The sequence below is a fragment of the Pseudoalteromonas sp. DSM 26666 genome, from assembly GCF_900116475.1.
Taxonomy (GTDB): domain Bacteria; phylum Pseudomonadota; class Gammaproteobacteria; order Enterobacterales; family Alteromonadaceae; genus Pseudoalteromonas; species Pseudoalteromonas tetraodonis.
In genome coordinates, this window is record NZ_FPAR01000011.1 from 14,102 (window position 1) to 35,398 (window position 21,297).

23 protein-coding genes are annotated in these 21,297 nt (G+C 41.5%); 15 read left to right on the forward strand and 8 right to left on the reverse strand.

Annotated elements, in window-relative coordinates; all coding sequences use genetic code 11:
- Positions 1 to 12: 12 nt before the first annotated feature.
- Positions 13 to 1,146, reverse strand: a complete 1,134-nt coding sequence (locus BM380_RS15885; RefSeq protein WP_024602170.1) for an acyl-CoA desaturase — start codon at positions 1,144 to 1,146, stop codon at positions 13 to 15.
- 130 nt (positions 1,147 to 1,276) lie between these two features.
- Between BM380_RS15885 and fabR the strand changes: the two genes are divergently transcribed.
- From fabR to leuD, 5 genes are all read left to right on the forward strand, one after another.
- Entirely contained in the window at positions 1,277 to 1,894 is a 618-nt protein-coding gene (gene fabR / locus BM380_RS15890; RefSeq protein WP_013466159.1) for an HTH-type transcriptional repressor FabR, read from the forward strand.
- Between the two features lie 395 nt (positions 1,895 to 2,289).
- The gene (gene leuA / locus BM380_RS15895; RefSeq protein ID WP_013466157.1) at positions 2,290 to 3,843 is read left to right on the forward strand and encodes a 2-isopropylmalate synthase; all 1,554 of its coding nucleotides are present in this window, start codon (positions 2,290 to 2,292) and stop codon (positions 3,841 to 3,843) included.
- The gene (leuB, locus tag BM380_RS15900; RefSeq protein ID WP_013466156.1) at positions 3,840 to 4,916 is read left to right on the forward strand and encodes a 3-isopropylmalate dehydrogenase; all 1,077 of its coding nucleotides are present in this window, start codon (positions 3,840 to 3,842) and stop codon (positions 4,914 to 4,916) included. Before leuA ends, leuB begins: the two co-directional genes overlap by 4 nt.
- A gap of 56 nt (positions 4,917 to 4,972) precedes the next feature.
- On the forward strand, positions 4,973 to 6,373 hold the full coding sequence (gene leuC / locus BM380_RS15905) for a 3-isopropylmalate dehydratase large subunit (RefSeq protein WP_008465616.1): 1,401 nt from the start codon (positions 4,973 to 4,975) through the stop codon (positions 6,371 to 6,373).
- Positions 6,373 to 6,972 (forward strand): 3-isopropylmalate dehydratase small subunit, encoded by a 600-nt coding sequence (gene leuD / locus BM380_RS15910; RefSeq protein WP_013466155.1) that lies wholly within the window; start codon positions 6,373 to 6,375, stop codon positions 6,970 to 6,972. Before leuC ends, leuD begins: the two co-directional genes overlap by 1 nt.
- 51 nt (positions 6,973 to 7,023) lie before the next feature.
- Here the strand turns inward: leuD and BM380_RS15915 are convergent, their stop codons facing one another.
- Positions 7,024 to 7,317 (reverse strand): hypothetical protein, encoded by a 294-nt coding sequence (locus BM380_RS15915; RefSeq protein ID WP_090495173.1) that lies wholly within the window; start codon positions 7,315 to 7,317, stop codon positions 7,024 to 7,026.
- 385 nt (positions 7,318 to 7,702) lie between these two features.
- Between BM380_RS15915 and BM380_RS15920 the strand changes: the two genes are divergently transcribed.
- The gene (locus BM380_RS15920; protein ID WP_090495175.1) at positions 7,703 to 8,299 is read left to right on the forward strand and encodes a hypothetical protein; all 597 of its coding nucleotides are present in this window, start codon (positions 7,703 to 7,705) and stop codon (positions 8,297 to 8,299) included.
- Positions 8,300 to 8,373: 74 nt separating this feature from the next.
- Here BM380_RS15920 and BM380_RS15925 read toward each other — a convergent pair whose 3' ends face one another.
- Positions 8,374 to 8,754: a hypothetical protein gene (locus tag BM380_RS15925; RefSeq protein ID WP_013466152.1), complete on the reverse strand. Its 381-nt coding sequence runs from the start codon at positions 8,752 to 8,754 to the stop codon at positions 8,374 to 8,376.
- Between the two features lie 95 nt (positions 8,755 to 8,849).
- Between BM380_RS15925 and BM380_RS15930 the strand changes: the two genes are divergently transcribed.
- Positions 8,850 to 9,293, forward strand: a complete 444-nt coding sequence (locus BM380_RS15930) for a tellurite resistance TerB family protein (RefSeq protein ID WP_013466151.1) — start codon at positions 8,850 to 8,852, stop codon at positions 9,291 to 9,293.
- A gap of 7 nt (positions 9,294 to 9,300) precedes the next feature.
- Here BM380_RS15930 and BM380_RS15935 read toward each other — a convergent pair whose 3' ends face one another.
- Positions 9,301 to 9,867 carry an NADPH-dependent FMN reductase gene (locus BM380_RS15935; RefSeq protein ID WP_013466150.1) on the reverse strand — a complete coding sequence of 189 codons (567 nt, stop codon included), beginning with the start codon at positions 9,865 to 9,867 and terminating at the stop codon, positions 9,301 to 9,303.
- Positions 9,868 to 9,983: 116 nt separating this feature from the next.
- On the opposite strand from BM380_RS15935, the gene BM380_RS15940 reads away from it, so the two are divergent.
- Positions 9,984 to 10,880, forward strand: coding sequence for a LysR family transcriptional regulator (locus tag BM380_RS15940; RefSeq protein WP_028834824.1), 897 nt, complete (start codon positions 9,984 to 9,986; stop codon positions 10,878 to 10,880).
- A 5-nt stretch (positions 10,881 to 10,885) separates the two neighbouring features.
- On the opposite strand, the gene norR is transcribed toward BM380_RS15940, so the two are convergent.
- Entirely contained in the window at positions 10,886 to 12,451 is a 1,566-nt protein-coding gene (gene norR, locus BM380_RS15945; protein ID WP_171048702.1) for a nitric oxide reductase transcriptional regulator NorR, read from the reverse strand.
- A gap of 165 nt (positions 12,452 to 12,616) precedes the next feature.
- On the opposite strand from norR, the gene hmpA reads away from it, so the two are divergent.
- The gene (gene hmpA, locus BM380_RS15950; protein WP_090495177.1) at positions 12,617 to 13,798 is read left to right on the forward strand and encodes an NO-inducible flavohemoprotein; all 1,182 of its coding nucleotides are present in this window, start codon (positions 12,617 to 12,619) and stop codon (positions 13,796 to 13,798) included.
- Between the two features lie 39 nt (positions 13,799 to 13,837).
- On the opposite strand, the gene BM380_RS15955 is transcribed toward hmpA, so the two are convergent.
- Entirely contained in the window at positions 13,838 to 14,491 is a 654-nt protein-coding gene (locus BM380_RS15955) for an endonuclease (RefSeq protein WP_013466146.1), read from the reverse strand.
- Positions 14,492 to 14,743: 252 nt separating this feature from the next.
- Between BM380_RS15955 and BM380_RS15960 the strand changes: the two genes are divergently transcribed.
- Positions 14,744 to 15,124 (forward strand): hypothetical protein, encoded by a 381-nt coding sequence (locus tag BM380_RS15960; RefSeq protein WP_024602174.1) that lies wholly within the window; start codon positions 14,744 to 14,746, stop codon positions 15,122 to 15,124.
- A 29-nt stretch (positions 15,125 to 15,153) separates the two neighbouring features.
- On the opposite strand, the gene BM380_RS15965 is transcribed toward BM380_RS15960, so the two are convergent.
- Positions 15,154 to 15,597, reverse strand: a complete 444-nt coding sequence (locus tag BM380_RS15965; protein ID WP_013466144.1) for a PaaI family thioesterase — start codon at positions 15,595 to 15,597, stop codon at positions 15,154 to 15,156.
- 198 nt (positions 15,598 to 15,795) lie between these two features.
- Between BM380_RS15965 and lexA the strand changes: the two genes are divergently transcribed.
- From lexA to BM380_RS15990, 5 genes are all read left to right on the forward strand, one after another.
- A complete protein-coding gene (gene lexA, locus BM380_RS15970; protein WP_008114166.1) occupies positions 15,796 to 16,413 on the forward strand; it encodes a transcriptional repressor LexA in 618 nt (205 codons plus the stop codon).
- 493 nt (positions 16,414 to 16,906) lie between these two features.
- Entirely contained in the window at positions 16,907 to 18,049 is a 1,143-nt protein-coding gene (gene coxB / locus BM380_RS15975; protein WP_036980527.1) for a cytochrome c oxidase subunit II, read from the forward strand.
- Positions 18,049 to 19,641 (forward strand): cytochrome c oxidase subunit I, encoded by a 1,593-nt coding sequence (gene ctaD, locus BM380_RS15980; RefSeq protein WP_028834828.1) that lies wholly within the window; start codon positions 18,049 to 18,051, stop codon positions 19,639 to 19,641. The genes coxB and ctaD overlap by 1 nt, the downstream gene beginning before the upstream one ends.
- Complete coding sequence (locus BM380_RS15985; RefSeq protein ID WP_013466139.1) at positions 19,641 to 20,171, forward strand: cytochrome c oxidase assembly protein; 531 nt, start codon at positions 19,641 to 19,643, stop codon at positions 20,169 to 20,171. Before ctaD ends, BM380_RS15985 begins: the two co-directional genes overlap by 1 nt.
- 35 nt (positions 20,172 to 20,206) lie before the next feature.
- Positions 20,207 to 21,082: a cytochrome c oxidase subunit 3 gene (locus tag BM380_RS15990; protein ID WP_013466138.1), complete on the forward strand. Its 876-nt coding sequence runs from the start codon at positions 20,207 to 20,209 to the stop codon at positions 21,080 to 21,082.
- Here the strand turns inward: BM380_RS15990 and BM380_RS18500 are convergent.
- Positions 20,985 to 21,293 carry a DUF2909 family protein gene (locus BM380_RS18500; RefSeq protein ID WP_090495179.1) on the reverse strand — a complete coding sequence of 103 codons (309 nt, stop codon included), beginning with the start codon at positions 21,291 to 21,293 and terminating at the stop codon, positions 20,985 to 20,987. The genes BM380_RS15990 and BM380_RS18500 overlap by 98 nt on opposite strands.
- Positions 21,294 to 21,297 lie beyond the last annotated feature (4 nt).

Genomic DNA, 21,297 nt, shown 5'->3' on the forward strand with positions numbered 1-21,297 from the left:
GCCACTCCTATTTTAACTAAAAGAGGCTTTTAATAACCTCGCATTAAGTGCTAGCCATGCCTGTTTTTGTGTTTCCCAGGCGGCCTCAAGCTCGTGATATTGTGCCATTAATGCCGACTTTTCACACTGCTTTGCCATATTATTTTTTTTAGCTTCCAACACTTGTTTTTGTAATGAGCAATAATTTTGCAGTTTTTTAAGCAACAAATCGTACTCTTGTTGTAATAATGTAAGCTTATCTTGCGCTAAAGGCAATTTTGCGAGGCGACCTTGCGTTTTGCTCATCAAGGTTTCTGCTTTAGCTTTTTCTATGCGCTCAACCGGTGTGCGCTTTAATTTACTCGCTAAACCAAGTGCAGCTAACGAGCGGATCATCCATTTAGTTGGGTCGTAATGAAACCATTTAATGCCATTGCGGTAATCGCTAGCAAAAATATGATGAAAGTTATGATAACCCTCCCCATAAGTAAATAAGGCTAAAAAGCCATTATCGCGTGCGGTATTTTTTTCTGTGTAAGGGCGAGAACCCCAAATGTGCGCAACAGAGTTAATAAAAAAGGTAAAATGCTGGCTCAGTACTAAACGAAGTAGTCCCGCTAGTAATAACATGCCCCACACATCACCTAACATTAAACCTAATACCAGTGGTAAACCAACATTCATGGCAACTACCAGCTTTAAGTAATGTTTATGTTGCCACATCACTATTTTATTGCGTTGTAGGTCGCGGCAATTGCTGTAATCACCGTAGCTATCGCCTTGGTAGTCGCGCAGCATCCAGCCTATGTGACTATACCAAAAGCCGTTGGTAGCGGCATAAGGGTCTTTTACAGGGTCATCAACTTGACCGTGGTGAATACGATGATCGCTGCTCCAATGCAGCGCACTGTTTTGCAAAGCAAACGCGCCGCCTAAGGCAAAAATAAATTCAACGACCGGGTGTGCGTTGTAGGTTTTGTGCGCCCATAAACGATGGTAACCCGCAGTGATCGATAATCCTGCAAAAAACATGCAAGCTACAAAAGCAGCCCATTGTGTGCCTGTAAAGCCATAGTTAAACCCATACCAAGGTACAAGTGTAACAGCAGCCAAAAACGTCAGGCTAAAGAACAGGACGTTGGTCCATATAAGTGGTGGTTTTTTCATCTTTCTCATTTCTCAGCGTACAACTGTACGCTAAAATAATATTTCAATCTGCTGCCGTCAAGTATTAGACTGTACTATTAGCTATTTTTTTAATTAAAAATTTATTACAAATTCATTCAGGGAGCTGTTGATGTCGGGCGTTAGAGCACAACAGAAACAAAAAACACGACAAGCATTAATAGAAGCTGCTTTTAATCAGCTTAGTGCTGATCATAGCTTTTCAAATTTGAGCTTGCGTGAAGTAGCGCGCGAAGCGGGTATTGCGCCCACCTCTTTTTACCGTCACTTTAAAGATATGAACGAGCTAGGTTTAACCATGGTTGATGAAGCGGGTTTAACCCTGCGTCAGCTGATGCGTCAAGCTCGTAGGCGAATAGCCAGTGGCGGCAGTGTAATAAATACGTCTGTGGTTACTTTTATGGAGTTTATTGATAACTCTAGTAATCAATTTAGATTATTGCTGCGTGAACGCTCAGGTACCTCAAAAGCATTTAGAGCGGCAGTAGCACGTGAAGTGAAACACTTTATTTTAGAGCTTGCTCATTATTTAGAAAGTGAAACGCCCTGTGATGCGATTCATGCGTATATTCAGGCAGAGGCTATGGTTACGTTGGTATTTAATGCTGGCGCCGAAGCGCTAGATATTGAAGGTCAGCAACGCGATGAATTAATTGAGCGAGTTATTTGGCAGTTACGCTATATTACTCGTGGTGCGTCAAATTACGTACGCGCAGAAAAGAAAGAGTAAATATTAAAAAAAGTTAAAATAAGCACTGTACTTTACGGTGCTTGTTAATTTAAACGCCACGCCCTCCAAGGTTGAATTCTTTATCTCTTTTTTATCTATTTATTGAATTTAAAATCCCTTAAAAGTCTTGTGTAATTATTTTTATGGCATTTTTATGCTTGCACCTACTGCGCTGCAATGATAAAAATAAGCCTCATTGGACACACACACAAGAAAACAAATGCAAACTAATCGTTTAATCACACTAAAACTAAACCTCTTACTGCTGTGGCAAGTGAGCGGGGATTAGTGTGTTTGCATTGAGCTAAACAACAAAACCCCGCAATTGCGGGGTTTTTTTTATCTCGCTGCAGGGATAAATCGAAATTTGGGTAACACAGGAATGAGGGGCAGTTATGCAAGAGCAAGATAAAGTATGGATTTTTGATACCACCTTACGTGATGGCGAACAGGCACTTAAAGCAAGCCTGACTGAAGATGATAAAATTCAACTAGCGCATACCATTAGCCGCTTAAATGTGGATGTTATGGAAGTGGGCTTTCCGGTTTCGAGCCCCGCTGACTTTCGCTCAGTGCAGCGAATTGCCACTGAAGTAAAAGGCCCTATTATTTGTGGCTTAGCACGCTCGGTTGCCAAAGATATTGAAGCCTGTGGCGAGGCGCTTCGCAGTGCACAGCAAAGCCGTATTCATACTTTTATTGCAACCAGCCCGCTTCATCTTGAACACAAGTTGCGAATGAGCCTTGATGATGCCACTGCAATGGCGGTTAAATCTATTAAATTAGCCCGTAATTACACTGATGATGTGGAGTTTTCATGTGAAGACGCAGGACGTACACCACATTGGGATTTATGCAAAATAGTTGAGCAAGCTATTAATGCCGGTGCATCCACGATTAACTTGCCAGATACCGTCGGTTTTGTAACGCCAGATGAATACGCAGCAATGATCCGTCATTTAATGAACAACGTGCCAAATATTGATAAAGCCCGTTTAAGTGTGCATTGCCATAACGACTTAGGCTTAGCCGTTGCTAACTCTGTTGCTGCCGTTCAAGCCGGTGCGCGCCAAATCGAATGCACCATTAATGGTATAGGGGAGCGCGCGGGTAATTGTTCACTTGAAGAAGTGGCGATGATCATGAAAATGCGCAAAGACCATTTAAACGTATATACCGATATAAAAAGCGAAGAAATTTACCGCGCCTCTCGCCAAGTAGCCAAAATTTGTAATATGCCGGTACAGCCAAATAAAGCGATTGTTGGCGAAAATGCGTTTGCCCACAGTTCAGGTATTCACCAAGATGGTGTATTAAAAGCGCAAAATACCTATGAAATTATGTCACCTGAAAGTGTGGGTGTGCCAAGTAATCAATTAAATATGACCTCGCGTTCAGGGCGTCATGTTATAGAGCATCGCTTAGAAGAATTAGGTTATCAAAAATCTGATTACGACATGGATAGCTTATACCAAAGTTTCGTTGCGTTAGCTGACCAAAAAGGCACAGTATACGACTACGACCTAGAAGCAATGATTTACTTTAATCAAATCAGCGACAAAGATGAAAAATATCAATTAGAGTTTGTTCACTCTACGTCGAACTCTCAATCGGTAGCCAGCTCAACGATAGGTTTGTTGATTGATGGCGAAGCAAAACAAGAAGCGGCCACAGGTAATGGCCCGGTAGAAGCCTCATTTGCAGCCATTGAGCGCTTAACCGGTATGAGCGTTGAAATGATTGAATACAATTTAGAGGCCACCGGCCAAGGTGCAAGCTCATTGGGACAAGTAAATATTATTGCTAAATATGATGGCCGTCCTTATCACGGTGCCGGTATTGCGGCCGATGTGGTCGAAGCCTCAGTACGCGCTATGGTTCGGGTTTATAACTTAATTTATCGAGCACAAAAAGTGTCTGATTTAAAACAACAAAGGAAAGCAGGATGAGTAAAACACATTACAGCGTTGCCGTATTAGCGGGCGACGGTATTGGCCCAGAAGTTATGGCAGCTGCAGAGCAAGTGCTTGATGCAGTAAGTGATAAGTTTGGTTTTACTCTGAACCGTGAACACCACGCGATTGGCGGAGCAGCGATTGATGAGTTTGGCAAAGCCCTTCCTGATACCACTTTAAAAGCATGTGAAAACGCCGATGCTATTTTATTTGGCTCCGTGGGTGGTCCTAAGTGGGAACATTTACCACCGAATGATCAACCAGAGCGCGCGTCACTGTTACCACTGCGCAAGCACTTTGGTTTGTTTTGTAACTTACGCCCTGCTCAGTTGTTACCCGCATTAAGCGCTGCATCACCACTACGTGCTGATATTAGCGAAAAAGGCTTTGATATTTTATGTGTGCGCGAGCTAACGGGTGGTATTTATTTTGGTGAGAAAGGTCGCAGTGGCGAAGGGGCAGAAGAAACTGCATTTGATACGCAAACTTATTCACGTAAAGAGATAGAGCGTATTGCACGTTTTGCTTTTGAGGCCGCTAAGTTGCGCAGCAATCATGTGACCTCGGTTGATAAAGCCAATGTTTTAGCATCAAGCGTTTTATGGCGCGAAGTGGTAACCGAAGTGAGTAAAGACTTTCCAGAAGTGAGCTTAGATTACATTTATGTAGATAACGCAGCGATGCAGCTGGTTAAACAACCTAGCCAGTTTGATGTATTACTTTGCGATAATTTATTTGGTGATATTTTATCGGACGAGTGCGCGATGATCACCGGTTCAATGGGTCTATTACCGTCGGCAAGTTTGAACCAATCAGGCTTTGGCTTGTATGAACCCGCGGGTGGTTCAGCGCCTGATATCGCCGGAAAAGGGGTGGCAAACCCAATCGCACAAATTTTAAGTGCCGCCTTAATGCTACGTTACTCATTAGGCCAAGACGAAGCGGCTCGTACGATTGAAAAAGCAGTCGCAGAGGCGGTTGAAGCTGGTGTGGGAACGCCGGATATTTATCCGCAGGGCGGCTATACCACCACCGATGTAGCAGCGGCTATTGTTTCACGCATTTAATTATTAAAGCCACAACACCGTCAGGCTGTGGCTCAATCAGATCAGGGAGTTAGCAAGTGGCCCAAACCTTATACAATAAAATTTGGCAAGCACACACCGTTGCCAGCATTAATGAGCAAACCGATTTACTTTATATTGACCGTCATTTAGTACACGAAGTGACGTCACCACAAGCATTTGCCGGCTTACGTGAAAAAAATCGTAAAGTGCGCTGTCCAGAAAAAACCATTGCCACCATGGATCATAATGTTTCAACTAAAAGTCGTTCACTGGATGCAGCCAGCGAAGTCTCTAAAAACCAATTAATGGCACTGGATGCAAACTGTAAAGAATTTGGTATTTTGCTATACGACTTAAATTCAGTAAACCAAGGCATAGTGCATGTTATTGGACCAGAGCAGGGGATTACTTTACCAGGTACCACTATAGTCTGCGGCGATAGTCATACTTCAACGCATGGTGCGTTTGGTGCCTTGGCACATGGTATTGGTACCTCAGAGGTTGAGCATGTATTAGCTACGCAAACACTACAGCAAAAAAAGGCGAAGTCGTTAAAAATTCAAATTAACGGTGTATTACGCCCTACAGTAACAGCTAAAGATTTAATTATGGCGGTTATTGGTAAGCTAGGCACTGCTGGTGGCACTGGCTATGTGGCTGAATTTTGTGGTGAAGGCATAGAAGCTCTATCAATGGAAGCCCGTATGACATTGTGTAACATGAGCATTGAAATGGGTGCCAAGGCAGGTTTAATTGCCCCAGATAAAATCACTTACGAGTACTTAAAAGGCCGCCCGTTTGCACCCAAAGGTGCTGATTTTGATGCCGCTGTTGCCTACTGGGAAACTTTAAAAACGGATGATGGTGCTCATTTTGATTTAGAAGTAGAGTTAGATGCAGGCAGTATTCAACCGCAAGTTACTTGGGGGACTAATCCAGAGCAAGTGATTGGCGTTGATGAATGTATTCCAGATCCAGATAAAGAAACCGATTTAATTAAAGCCGATGCAATTCGCAGTGCGCTTAAATACATGGGCTTAAAAGCGGGCGATAAACTATCAAGCGCCAAAGTAGACACGGTATTTATTGGCTCATGCACCAACAGCCGCATTGAAGATTTACGCGCTGCAGCAAAAATTGTTGAAGGTAAACAGGTTTTAGCTGGTATTGAAGCGCTGATTGTTCCAGGCTCAGGCTTAGTTAAGCAGCAAGCTGAAGATGAAGGCTTAGCCGATATTTTTAAAGCTGCAGGGTTTGAGTGGCGCGAGCCGGGTTGTTCGATGTGTTTAGCTATGAACGATGACCGTTTAGGAGCTGGTAAACGCTGTGCTTCCACCTCGAATCGTAATTTTGAAGGTCGCCAAGGTCGCGGCGGGCGTACACACTTAGTGAGCCCTGCAATGGCGGCAGCAGCTGCAATACATGGTCACTTTGTTGATATTAGAGGAGAAGCTTAATGAGCATCTATTTTAGCGGCTTAATGGCCCCACTTGATAAAAACAACGTCGATACCGACCAAATTATTCCTAAGCAGTTTTTAACCTCAACAAGCCGTGATGGTTTTGATGCAGCACTGTTTTACGATTGGCGTTATTTAGATAATGGCGAGCCAAACCCTGAATTTATTTTAAACCGTCCTTGTTACCAAGGCGCGCAAATATTATTAACCCGCGATAATTTTGGCTGTGGCTCATCACGCGAGCACGCACCATGGGCATTAAAGCAATATGGGTTTGAAGTGATTTTAGCTGAAAGCTTTGCTGATATTTTCTTTAATAACTGTGGTAACAATCAAATGCTTGCTATTGCATTGCCAGCGCAAACGCTGGAAGAGTTATTTGTGTTAAGTGAGCAGCACGACGATATTCACATTGATGTGGATCTTGAAAACCAAGTGCTTACCAGCAATAAGTTTGCGCCAATTCGCTTTGATATTCGCAAAGACGTGAAAGAGCGTTTATTAAGTGGCTTAGATTTTATTGGTGTAACCGAAACCCTCAATCCGCAAATTGATGCGTTTGAAAAGCAGTTAGCCGCAGAGAGACCGTGGCAGTAACCTTTTACATATGAAACTGGAGCGCAACTTAGGTTGCGCTTTTTTAATCGCTTATATTAAAAAACCACGCAATAAGCTTGCTAATGTAATCATTGCCATTAGTAATAAATTGAGAGTTTTAAATTTCTGATAGCGGACTACCTTTGGGTCGTTGATAGTCGAAAAAAAACCATCTTTAAATGACTCAGCAAGATTGGCATAGGGTGTCCCATCTAATGAATTTTGTGATAATTTTTTCCATTGCTCTGGGTGCTGCTTAGCAAGGTGTTGATATATGTGCAGAGTGTAGCGATTTTGAATAATTAATAGTAATACGATGATTATTAAGCCGATATATTTTTCCATTTAAATATGTGCTCCGCGCTAAAACTGGCTTTACGTTTATACCAATCCGTAATAATACTCAATCATTTTGCGGGGCTAAACGTGTCGCTATCTGTGTTAAAAAATTCTCATTTAGAACAACTAAATAGCGAATTTTTTGCCTAGCTATCACCCCGTTTTTCCTGCCTCAAAATAGACTGCTTAATTAAGCGAATTGGTATTAGTTATTTCCCCTTTATCAAACAACAATATTTAATTTCTTATTTTCTTTCAAGCGATATTTTTTTACTAATTAATTAAAGTAAAACCCTATTGTTCTGTTAATTTTTATTGCTGTTCATCGTGATTATTTTCTTTGTCTTTGCTTAAACGCTAAGCTGATTTTTTACATGTTTAGGGACACATTATGAAATTATTAACAGCTGCAGCGTTTATGCTGGCATCCACTGCTGCATTAGCACGTCCAGCGCCTTTAGTATCAATTCCAAGTCATGATAGCTTTTTCAATAGTATTGCTGCTCACTGCGGTAAAGCTTTCGAGGGTAAAGTAACGGTTGATAATGCAACAGGGCCGAGTTCATTTGCCGATAAAAAGTTAATTATGCATGTGCGTAAGTGTAATGACCGTGAGTTACAGGTGCCGTTTCATGTCGGTGATGATGCTTCACGTACGTGGATCATTACTAAAACAGGTAGTGGTTTGAGCCTAAAGCACGATCATCGCCATAAAGATGGCAGCGATGATGTGTCTACTATGTATGGCGGTCATACTGTGGATGCGGGTTTTGCTAATATGCAGTCATTCCCTGCAGATCATTATTCAAAAGAGTTATTTGTTAGCCAAGGCATACCGCAATCGGTAGGCAATACATGGCAAATGTATATTTACCCTGAACAGTTCACTTATCGACTTATTCGCCAAGGTCGCGAATTCCGTGTTGATTTTGATTTAACTAAACCTATCACACCACCGGCTGCGCCGTGGGGATATGGCGTTAACTAACTTAGTTCAGGTTAACTACAGTAAAACCACAGGCTATTTTAATACTCAGTGGTTTTACTGAAAATAACGAGGTGTTATTTTTTTGAGGTTTTTTCTGCAGGCATTTCACACTGCACAAATACACTGAGCGGTGGCTGATAAGCACGCGGTTTAGTTGGAAAGCGTTGGTACTCCTGCACGCCCTCAGTCACTTTTAACATAAAAGGATTATCGTGACATAAACGATTTGCGTGGCGCAACAAAAACACACTTTGGTTTCTAAAATGTGGGTAGTCGTCAGACTGTATTTCTAAGTGGTAATTGTTAGTGTCTATTTGAGTTTGCTTATAATGCACCTTTTCATCAAAATCATAAAGTCGCTGCATTTCACTTTGCTCTGCCGACACACTCAAACACCCTGTTAATAAACACCAGCTAATAATTCCATGTATGTAATGATTGGCTTTTATACTCATAAACCTTTAACTCCATCTTGATTTTGGGTAGTGTGATCAGCATATCTATTAAACCCGTTATGATATAAGTCTAACACCCAAAAAGGGGAAATGTGATGTTCAAGCAAATTAAACAGCTTTTTTCGAGTATTGATCAGCAAGATTATGATATTGAACAACATGATTTAAAAACAGCGGTTGCCGCATTATTAATTGAGGTAATGCGAGCGGATAACGATTTACAGGCTGATGAGCAACATACGCTAAGTCTAACATTAAAAAAATATTTTGATTTAACGGATGAAGCAGTAGATGAGTTAACCGAGCAAGCAAGTGCAAGCTTAGATGACGCCATTGATTATTTTCAATTTTCTAAGCAAATTAACAATCAATGTAGTGCACAGCAACGCATTGATATAGTTGAATTACTTTGGCGTTTAGCGTACTCCGATGGAGAACTTGATCCACAAGAAGAATACGTTATTCGTCGTGTTGCTAATTTATTGTATGTTACCCATGAAGACTTTATTGCTGCAAAGCTTGCAGCAACAAAGTTATAGTTGCTGCTTATTTAAGCTTACTTGCTACGCTAACTAACTGCTGTGCAAGACCAGCCACTTTTTCAGCGGTAGCGGGGTCGCTAATTCGACCGTTGTCATCTAATAAAGTATGAATAGCCGGTACTGCCAGTTGGTTCGCTAATACTAAGCTGCCAATGCCTGATAATATATCACGCACATGATTTAAGCCCCGTAAACCGCCCAACCCACCTGGTGAGGCTGCATATAACGCGGTTACTTTATTTGCAAATGCAGGCTCTGCGCCTTGTTCGGTGCGCGATGCCCAATCAATAGCATTTTTTAACACGGCGGTAATAGAGCCATTATATTCTGGGCTGGCCAGCAAAATGCCATCGGCTGCGCGAAGTTTGTCTTTAAGTTGTTGTACACCGGCTGGTGTGCCTTGTGCCTCGAGATCTTCATCAAACATAGGAATGGCTAAGTCTGCGAGTTTAATCACTTCTACTTCAGCGCCACTTTCTAAAGCAAAGCGTGCCGCTTCGTTAATGAGTTTTTGATGAAAGCTATCTTTACGTAAGCTACCTGCTAGGGCAATAATTTTTGGTGTTGTCATGAGCTGCTCCTGATAATGAGTTTGTATAATGTGACTTTAACAAATAATCACTTGCAGAAAAGCCAAATAAACGCAAAACTTGTGTGCGTATATGCACAGATTAAAGAGTAGTTATCATGGCAATTCAATTTAATGATTGGCAAGACCTGAAGGTTGCTTACGAGGTAGCGCGCTTAGGTACTTTAACTGCCGCGGCCGAAGTGTTAGATGTTCACCATAGTACGGTGCTCAGGCGAATAAATAACTTAGAAAAAAGCTTAAATGCGCGACTATTTCATCGCCATGCTCGCGGCTACAAAGTCACAGAAATTGGCGCTAAGTTATTTACCACAGCACAAGCGATTAATGGTGAACTAGAGCGCCTACATAATGACATTATTGCTGCAGATAGCACCTTGCAAGGTAGCTTGTTACTCACCACAGTTAGTGGCTTTATTGATGTATTAAGTGAGGTGTGTGAGCAGTTTCAAACCTTGCATCCGCAAGTGCAATTACAAGTGATTATGGATCAAAAACGCTTACGTTTAGATCATGGCCAAGCACATATCGCAGTAAGAGCTGGACCCAGACCGGATGAGGGTGATTATATTGCTCAGCATTTAGCGGCGCTCTCGTCAGGATTTTATGCATCAAAGCATTACATTAGCCGTTATGGGTTGCCACAAACATTAGCGCAACTATCGCTGCATAGCTTTGTGTCAGGTGTAGCAGGGTATAATGCCAAAGTGCCTTACTTTGCATGGGTTGATGAAAATATTCCCCCGTCGCAAGTTAAGCTAAGAGTGTCAGAAACCTCAGAAGCGACCCGCGCCATAGTTAAAGGACTCGGTATTGGCGGATTACAGCATGATGTTGCAGCGCAATACTCTGATTTAGTCCCTGTACTGCCTAATGAACTGAGTTGGCCAACCGATTTGTGGCTGGTTACGCATCATTTAGTGCATCGAACGGCAAAAGTTCAAGCGTTTAGTCAGCTATTAAAAAATTATTTTAAGCAGCGAAAGTTAAGTTAAAAAGGCTACAACGATTTTTTTATTGAAACACCTAAGCGCTTGGCTAGCCGCGTTAAGTTAGCGCGGTCGACCTGTAAACTACGCGCTGTGCTTGCCCAGTTATAATTATGTTGTTTAAGTTGCTGTATTATAAGTTGCTGAGTATAGGTATCTGTGGCTTGCTTTAACGAAATGTTGTTTGCTAAAGGTGGGATTACAAGCTGGTTTGAGTGTTCAAGAGCCAAGGTGTTAACAGCGCTTAAATTTAGCTCACAATGCGCAGGTTCAATAGTAATAATTGGTTGCTGCCACTGATGTTGTTTAGCCTTTAATGCAGCCCGATTAATCACATGCTCAAGCTCCCTCACATTGCCTGGCCAGTCATATTTTTTAAGCAGCAGTTGCGTTTCAATACTGAGTTTTAGCTGTTTAATAGCGAGCTTGCGGGCTGTTTTTTCTGCAAAATAACCGGCTAATAAAATAACATCTTCATCACGGGCTTTCAATGGAGCGACTGTGAGTGGATAAACACTTAATCGATGGTACAAATCGGCGCGAAACCGTCCTTGTGTTACTTCGTGTTTTAGGTCGCGATTGGTTGCTGCAATCACTCTAACATCGACATATTTAAGTTCATCTTCGCCAACGGTTTGTACTTCGCCACTTTGCAGTACGCGTAATAATTTACTTTGCATAGCCAGAGGCAGCTCGCCGATTTCATCTAAAAATAAGGTGCCGCCATCGGCTAACTGAAATTTACCTTGGCGGGCATTTTGGGCGCCGGTAAAAGCGCCTTTTGCATGGCCAAAAAATTCACTTTCTGCGAGGTTTTCAGGCAGTGATGCACAATTTAAATGAATTAATGGCTGATCTTTACGTGCGGAGTGTAAGTGAATATTACGTGCCACCAACTCTTTGCCGACCCCAGTATCACCTAAAATAAGGACACTAAAGTTTGATGCCGCAACCAGTTTTATCTCATTTTTAAGCGTTTGTATTGCAGAGCTTTGGCCAATAATTTCACCACCATCACGTTTGAGCGCCTCACGGTTTAACGCTTGTACTAATTCACTAGAGTGCTGCGCATGTTGTTTGTAATGGGCAAGCTCTAGGGCTGTTTTAAAGTGCGCACTGCACAAGGTTTGTAAGGTGTTGAGTGTATCAGTGGTAATACCGTCAAACGCATTGGCGTTAAGGCTATCAAAGGTCAGAATGCCAAGTAGTGCGTTTTTATCATAAAGGGGTAACCCTAAGCAGGCATGCACTGGAATATCACCGGTTTTAGCCAGTAGTAGCCCGTCGTATGGATCAGGTAGTGGACAGTCATGTGCAAATTGCAGAGCCAAACGACTACTGCAGATGGCTTTAAGGCGAGGATGCTCCGCAATATCAAAACGTCGTCCTAGGCTATCGGGCATAAGCCCTTTAATGGCTAAGGGTTTTAATTGCTCACCTTGGCAAATTAATAATGCACTGGCATCGCTGGGAATAACACGTTCAACCGTGGCTAAAAGTTGCTCAAAACTGTGAGCATGTAACGTACTTTGCGCAAGTTCTAATGCAACTTGCGTCAGGTTGAATTGTTGGTTCATGTCAAAATGACCTGTTAGTGTATTTTTACAGGTTTTATAGTAGGTCATAAAGACCCATCTTGTAAAGCGAGTTAATTTAACATTTTGAATATTATAGGTTTAATTAGTTGGCACACTCTGTGTAATGCTAAATGCAAGCAGTTAGTTATTACATAGGAAATAAACATGTTATCCGATAAAACCATACAAATAGTTAAAAGCACGGTGCCATTGCTTGCAGAGGCAGGTACGGTCGTAACCGATCATTTTTACAAGCGCATGTTTAGTCATAATCCCGAGCTTAAACATATTTTTAATATGACTAATCAAGAAACGGGTCGTCAGCAATTTGCATTATTTAATGCGTTGGCTGCGTACGCGCAAAATATTGATAATTTAGCCGTGTTAAAAGAGGCGCTAGCGCGAATTAATCATAAGCATACCAGCTTAAATATTTTATCTGAGCATTATCCTATTGTGGGCGCACATTTAATCGGTACGTTAAAAGAGCTTATTCCTGAGCAGTTTACTGCCGATGTTGAATATGCGTGGCGCGAGGCCTACGGTGTACTTGCTGATATTTGTATTACCGAAGAAGCGGCATTGTATGCGCACAGTAAAAACAACCATGGTGGCTGGGCAGGCACGCGCCAGTTTGAAATTACTGATAAACATGTTGAATCTGAATTCGTAACTAGTTTTACGCTGACACCTGTGGATGGTAAAGCAGTTATTACCTACAAGCCAGGACAGTACATTGGCATTAAAGTTAAGCCTGAGGGCGCAGAATATGAAGAGATCCGCCAGTATTCTATTTCGCAAAAGAGCAATGCTAAAAACTATCGTATTAGCGTTAAAAAAGAGTGCCAACCAAAGCCTGGCGTGGTGTCTAATTATTTACACTCACTAGAGCAAGGCGCACGAGTAGAGTTATACCCGCCAGCGGGAGACTTCATTTTAAAAAATGAGGCAACTCCAGTGGTACTTATTTCAGCAGGCGTTGGCCAAACCCCGATGATGGCGATGCTGCAAACGCTACTTAGTGGTGATAAAAATCAAGCGATTAGTTATTTGCACGCGTGTGAAAACAGCCGCGAATTTTCATTTAAAGGGTATTTAGCGCAGCAAACGGCAATGCATCCACAGCTAAAAACATTTACTTGGTTTAATCAAGGTGGCGAGGAGTGTGATTTCACTGGGCTAATGGATTTAACGGTGCTTGAGGCATCATTACCTATTAGCGAAGGGGCATTTTATTTGTGTGGACCAGCATCATTTATGGCTTACGTAAAAGACCAGCTACTTGATTTAGGTGTGCAAAGCTCAAACATTCACTACGAAATATTTGGACCACACCAAGCGTTATAGGTTAATTAAAAGCGTGTGTTACACGCTTTTAATTTAAACTTACAGCTTTTTACTATTTGTGTTAGCAGCATAAGCTTGTTGTTGCCAAGCATTAAATAGCTTTTGTTGTTTAGCTGAAATTTTTAAACCATACGTTTTTTGCATGTAAGCGTACGCATCGGCAATGCGTTTACGTGCATGAACAGGCGGTTCAACAACACGTTGTTTAAAATTAACTTTAACCTCACAGCGACCATATTGCGTCGCGTTTTGGGCTAACATGCCAAAGCGGTAGTTTGAGCGATCGGCGTTAATTTCACCAATTGCAGGGGCTAAATTGTTTATATCGGCTTCCATCATGCGAAACTTAGCGCTAACTTTGCGGCAGTTTTTACGCCCACCATCTTGCCAACATTGTAACTGGTGACCAAATTCCCATGCAGGGACAATATGTTCCCATTCAATTCGCAATGCACGTTGATTTACTTTGCCTGAGCGGGTTAGTGTGTTGCGAGGCACGTAGCCACAATGGGTAGGATCGGGTACTAACTTTTTGCCTTGTTTTTTTATATCGCAACCACAATAAATACTTTTAGCGTTTTCGGGAAGGGTATTAATTAAGTGCTTTTTGGCACTCGAAAACCGCGTAAATTGTTCGCCCATTGCTGAAAAACAAGCACAGCAAGCCAACAAAGCTAAAATAAACCGAATCATATCCATCACATACGTGAACTACAGGAGCGCCTAGTTTAAGGCCTAGAATAAAAAAGTAAACTGCCACCGGCATGCTTTAATTTTAATTTGCGTATTTTGTGTAGGGCGTTTTTTAGGAGTAAATAGTGGGCAATATTCATAGGCTAACGCTAAAAATGCGTTAATGCAGTGATTCCAGCGTTGTTGATTTGGTATAACGGTAAAACTGCGTTAAAGTTTGCAATGAAATTAATAGAGGGTAAAAACGAGATAATGTCGGAAATTCAATTTTTAAATGTAGATCTAGAGCTTGAGTCAAAGCAAGATATTAGCGTATTAGTTGCTGATTTAAAAAAGGTCGCAACTATTTTACATTATGATAAAGACGAATACCGTCAACTTGCTCGCATTGAGGTTGCAGGTGAAATAACCACGCCAGATAAAGCGATTAATCACTTGTGTGAGTTAATCGAGTCGTGTTCACGCAATGCATTAAAGCAATGGTTGAGTTGTTCACGCAGAACTTTCGATATTGGGTTTGAGTCTGGCACTTCGCCAAAATGCTTTAACCAAGCCTTACATGCAGATACCTTGTTACGTATATCTGCAATTGGTGCAGGCGTAGAAATTACTATTTACCCTCTCGAAAAGTAATTTAACTTCAACCTTGGTTAATTGATTTACTAGCCTTTTCGCTCAACTACGGCTGCGGTCATCCGTGATACGCAGCAAAGCTCATTGCGGCTATTGGTTATTTTAATATCCCAAACCGAGCTGCGTTTGCCGATATGATAAGCTCTCGCTGTGGCCGTTAATGTGCCATTGCGTGATGCCTTTAAATGACTTGCACTGATCTCTTGGCCAACACAATAAAATCGATTGAAATCAACCACAAAATTAGCGGCATAACTTGCTACTGTTTCAGCAAGCACCACATTTGCACCACCATGAACGATACCCATAGGGTTATGATGCTCTGGAATTGCCGGCATAGTTGCCACTAAGTAGTCATCACCAATTTCACTGATCTCTATTCCCATGGTTTTCATGAGTGTCCCTTGGCCTGTAATACCTTGATCTAATTGCTTACAAAACTCTAATGTAATCGGTTGATGCCAAATACTCATGCTAGCTCCTTGGATAAGTAATTGAGAATTAAAATTTATTAATATGATAATGCGTTGCTAATAATTACATTTATCACCCTGCTTTTAAAGTAGGTTATTGTTTGATGATAACGACATATAAAGCATTAATTTATATTTGCGATTTTTAAATAACTGTATATACTCACAGTTAATTGTACTGTATGGAAAACCAGTTGTATGCGACCATTAACGAAACGCCAAGCGCAAATACTCGAACTCATTAAAGTGTTTATTAAAGACACTGGTATGCCTCCTACACGTGCCGAAATTGCACAAACACTGGGTTTTAAAAGTGCGAATGCTGCAGAAGAACACTTAAAAGCACTGGCCAAAAAAGGTGTGATTAAAATGAAGCCAGGCGCGAGTCGGGGCATTCAGCTTGTTGAAGAAGAGGAGCCAGAGCAGTTAGGCTTACCTTTAATTGGCAGGGTGGCTGCCGGTGAGCCAATATTGGCGCAACAGCATGTAGAAAGCCACTGTAAAATTGACCCTTTAATGTTTAAACCTGCGGCCGATTTTTTATTGCGTGTTAACGGTATGAGTATGAAAGACATTGGTATTATGGATGGTGATTTACTTGCTGTGCATAAAACCCAAGTTGCCGAAAATGGACAAGTTATTGTTGCCCGTGTTGACGACGATGTAACCGTGAAGCGTTTAGAAAAAGCGGGCAGAAAAGTACTCTTACATGCTGAAAATGATGAGTTTTCAGCTATTGAGGTCGATTTAGAAAATGAGTCGTTCAATATTGAAGGCTTAGCGGTAGGTGTTATTCGTAACGCTGACTGGATGTAGTATTAAAGCATAATTTAGCGCTTAATAGTGATTAGGCGCTGGGTTTGTTAGCAGCACAATGTCTAACTTATCAAATGTATGACTATATGTTGTTAAGTGCTTCTCCTATCATAAATAAAATCACTAAATACTTTATAAATAAACAAATTTACTCTGCTTTTTTAAGTTAACAATTTTTTATATTTCTATCCTGTAATTTCAATACACCCCTTACTAAACCTGACTCTTAGATTAATTGCCTGACTAGTTGCTATTTTTTTAGCTGCGCATTTTAAAAAATACACCTTGTTTATTTTTCATACTCACCTTGCTTATTGTTTATTTTTTAACTAGTTATTAAAGAGCTGGAATAAAAATAACTCACAGCTTAGTCGTTTTGAGAACACACATTTACTAAATCCAGCACCCTTATAAAAAATAAAAATAACGAATAGGCGTTTAAGCCGTATGCCTCTTCGCTTTGCGTCAGCAATAGCATCAAAGGAGCCGTCACATGGGTAAGCTGAGTTCTTCCTTGTGGCTTATATTGTTTGTTTTTTCGCAGAATGTGCTTGCTAATAGCCAATATAATATGCGTAAAGGCGTAACCGATATAAGTAATAATGTATACCAACTGCACATGACTATTTTTTTAATATGTTGTGTGATTGGGGTGATCGTGTTTGCCATTATGTTTTGGGCACTCATTCATCATCGCAAATCTAAAGGGGCTGTCCCTGCCCAATTCCATGAAAGCACCAAAGTAGAAATACTGTGGACTGCGATCCCTTTTGTCATATTAATTGTTATGGCCATTCCTGCGACTAAAACCTTAATTGCCATGGAGGATGCCAGCAAAGCTGATCTCACCATTAAAATTACAGGCTCACAGTGGAAGTGGCATTACGAGTATATGGGGGAGGACGTTGAGTTTTATTCCATGCTAGCTACCCCTCAAAATGAAATAACCAACCTTGCTGATAAAAACCCGAATTATTTACTTGAAGTAGATAAACCGCTGGTACTACCAATTAATCAAAAAGTACGTTTTTTAATGACTTCAGATGATGTTATTCACTCATGGTGGGTGCCTGACTTTGCCGTTAAAAAAGATGCAAACCCTGGCTTTATTAACGAAACATGGACCAATATTAATGAGGTCGGTACTTACCGTGGGCAGTGTGCAGAGCTTTGCGGTAAAGATCATGGTTTTATGCCTGTTGTAGTAGAAGCTAAAACAGAAGAAGACTTCAAAACGTGGTTAGCAGAGGCTAAACAAGCCAAACAAAAAGCAGCTGAGGCAGACGCTGCGTTATTAGACCAAGTTGTACCAAAAGAAGAGCTGATGGCGCTTGGTGAGCAGGTTTATATGGCGAGCTGCGCGGCGTGCCATCAACCAACTGGCTTAGGCTTACCAGGTGTTTTTCCGGCTCTTAAAGGCAGCCCAATAGTCATAGGTGATATCAAAGGGCATATAGATATTTTGCTCCACGGTAAACCGGGTACGGCTATGCAGTCTTTCGCAAAGCAATTATCAATCAAGCAAATAGCAGCTGTTATTACCTATAAACGCAACGCGTGGGGTAATGACACTGGTGATGTAATTCAACCGAGCGAGATACAAGCGGCACTGGATGCTGATGGGGAGGCTAAATAATGAGTAGCATTGCAGAACAACCTAATACCAATGAGGCTCATCATGCCCATCAACCTGCCACAGGCTTTAAGCGCTGGTTATTTACAACCAACCATAAAGATATAGGTAGCTTATATTTAATTTTTTCACTCACCATGTTTTTAATTGGTGGGGCAATGGCGATGGTTATTCGAGCTGAGTTATTTCAGCCGGGCCTACAACTGGTTGATCCTCACTTTTTTAATCAAATGACCACAGTGCATGGTTTAATAATGGTGTTTGGTGCGGTTATGCCAGCCTTTACCGGCTTGGCAAACTGGATGATCCCGCTAATGATTGGTGCGCCAGATATGGCCTTACCGAGAATGAATAACTGGAGCTTTTGGATTTTACCGTTTGCGTTTTTAATCCTATTAGCTTCATTATTTATGCCTGGTGGTGGCCCTGCATTTGGTTGGACCTTTTACGCGCCGCTTTCCACCACTTATAGTAACGACAACACAGCAATGTTTGTATTTGCTGTGCATATTATGGGTATTAGTTCGATTATGGGGGCCATTAATGTGGTGGTCACCATAGTAAATATGCGTGCTCCGGGTATGACGTGGATGAAGCTGCCGTTATTTGTGTGGACATGGTTGATCACGGCGTTTTTACTTATTGCAGTTATGCCGGTACTTGCTGGTGCAGTTACTATGGTGCTCACCGATAAATACTTCGCGACCAGTTTCTTTGATGCCGCTGGTGGTGGCGATCCGGTGATGTTCCAACATATTTTTTGGTTTTTTGGTCACCCTGAAGTTTATATTATGATTTTGCCTGCCTTTGGCATTATTTCTACGATTGTTCCCACCTTTTCACGTAAAAAACTATTTGGTTATGCCTCTATGGTGTATGCCACCTCCTCCATTGCCTTGTTGAGCTTTATTGTGTGGGCGCATCATATGTTTACCACTGGTATGCCCGTGGCGGGTGAGTTGTTTTTTATGTACGCGACTATGCTGATATCGGTACCTACCGGCGTAAAAGTATTTAACTGGGTAGCGACTATGTGGCGCGGGTCTATTAGCTTTGAAGTGCCAATGCTGTTTAGTATCGCATTTATTGTGTTGTTTACTTTAGGTGGTTTTTCGGGGTTGATGCTAGCGATTACACCTGCCGATTTCCAATATCATGATACCTATTTTGTGGTTGCACACTTTCATTATGTACTCGTAACGGGCGCGGTGTTTTCTATTATGGCGGGGGCTTATTATTGGCTGCCAAAATGGACCGGAAACATGTTCAATATTACCTTAGCAAAATGGCATTTTTGGTTGTCGTTAATAAGTGTAAATGTGCTGTTTTTCCCAATGCATTTTGTTGGGTTAGCCGGTATGCCACGCCGTATTCCAGATTATGCGCTACAGTTTGCTGATTTTAACGCCATTATTAGTATAGGTGGGTTTGCCTTTGGTTTATCGCAATTATTATTTGTGGTGGTTGTGTATAAATGTGCAAAAGGGGGCGACAAAGTGCCTGCAAAAGTTTGGGATGGAGCTGAGGGGCTTGAATGGGAAGTTGATTCACCTGCGCCTTATCATACGTTCTCAACGCCGCCGGACATTAAATAATGACTCACTTGCCGTTATTAAAAAAGCTGGTGGTGATTTGCATTGCAATGTTTGCATTTGCATTTGCCATGGTCCCTTTGTATGACGTGTTTTGCGATATAACGGGGCTTAATGGTAAGCCCTCGTTAGAGCAGGCACAGCAAAGTACCTTGGTCACTGAAAATAGAGAAGTCAGCGTTAGTTTCACTACGCATGCGCAAAGTGGTGCGCCTTTTGAAGTTAAATCTAAAGAGTACAGTGTAGATGTAAAGCCTGGGGCCATGCGTGAAGTTAAGTTTAGCGCTAAAAATAACAGCAATGAAGATAAAGTAATGCAGGCTATACCGTCGGTAGCACCAGGAAAAGCGGCCAAGTATTTACACAAAATAGCGTGTTTTTGCTTTGATCAGCAACCGTTAAAGGCAGGTGAAGAGCTGGAGTTTACATTATTGTTTTATGTAGATACTGAATTACCCAGTGATGTAGAAGAGTTAACCCTGTCTTATACCGTATTTGATATTAGCGAGAGGCTAGTAGCCAGTAATAACTAGCTTATAAAACTAGTGAAAAACTAGGAGCAAATAAAATGAATCAAAAATATGAACATTATTATGTACCAGAGCAAAGTCCATGGCCAATAGTTGGGGCAGTTGCGTTATTTTTTATTGCGGTAGGCGCAGCCTTAACCGTAATGGATATGGGCAAAGAGGGTGGTAATGGCGTTTACTTGTTATACGTAGGTATAGCTGTACTACTTTACATGCTGTTTAGCTGGTTTAAAAATGTCATACACGAGTCTGATCAAGGGCTTTATTCTGCACAAATGGACCGTTCTTTTAGGCAAGGTATGAGCTGGTTTATTTTTTCAGAAGTGATGTTCTTCATGGCATTTTTTGGGGCGCTTTTTTATGCTCGCATGTTTTCTGTGCCTTGGCTTGGAGGTGCGGATAACAACGCCATGACAAATGAAGTATTGTGGCCGACGTTTGAAGCCATGTGGCCATTGCTAAATACCCCAGGAGGCACCACGACCCAAGCAATGGGCTGGCAAGGGTTGCCGCTTATCAACACCCTTATTTTGCTTGCCTCGTCGGTAACTTTACATTTTGCCCATGTGGCGATGGAAAATAATAAACGTACCCCACTCAAAGTATGCTTGGGAGCGACCATTTTACTCGGAGTGTGCTTTTTAGGGCTGCAGGTAGAAGAGTATATATATGCTTATAACGATCTTAACTTAACCCTTGATGCGGGCATTTATGGCAATACCTTCTTTTTGTTAACCGGCTTTCACGGCATGCACGTCACCTTAGGAACAATTATTTTATTGGTGGTGTTTTTACGCATTATGAAAGGACATTTCACTAAAGATAAGCACTTTGCCTTTCAAGCTGCAGCTTGGTACTGGCATTTTGTTGATGTTGTTTGGCTGTGTTTGTTTGTATTTGTGTATGTGCTTTAGTGATTAAGGGGGACTGATTTGCCTTAATAAAACCAAGTTTTAGTGCGGCAATCACCATCATTAATACCACAACAGAAAATAACACCCGACGCCCTAAAAAGTGAGACATAGGGCGTCCATTGGTTTTCCCTGACACCATAATTAATAAAGCACGAAATAAATTAAATAATATAAATAATAACAGTAGAACAATAATAATTTTAATAATCACTGGA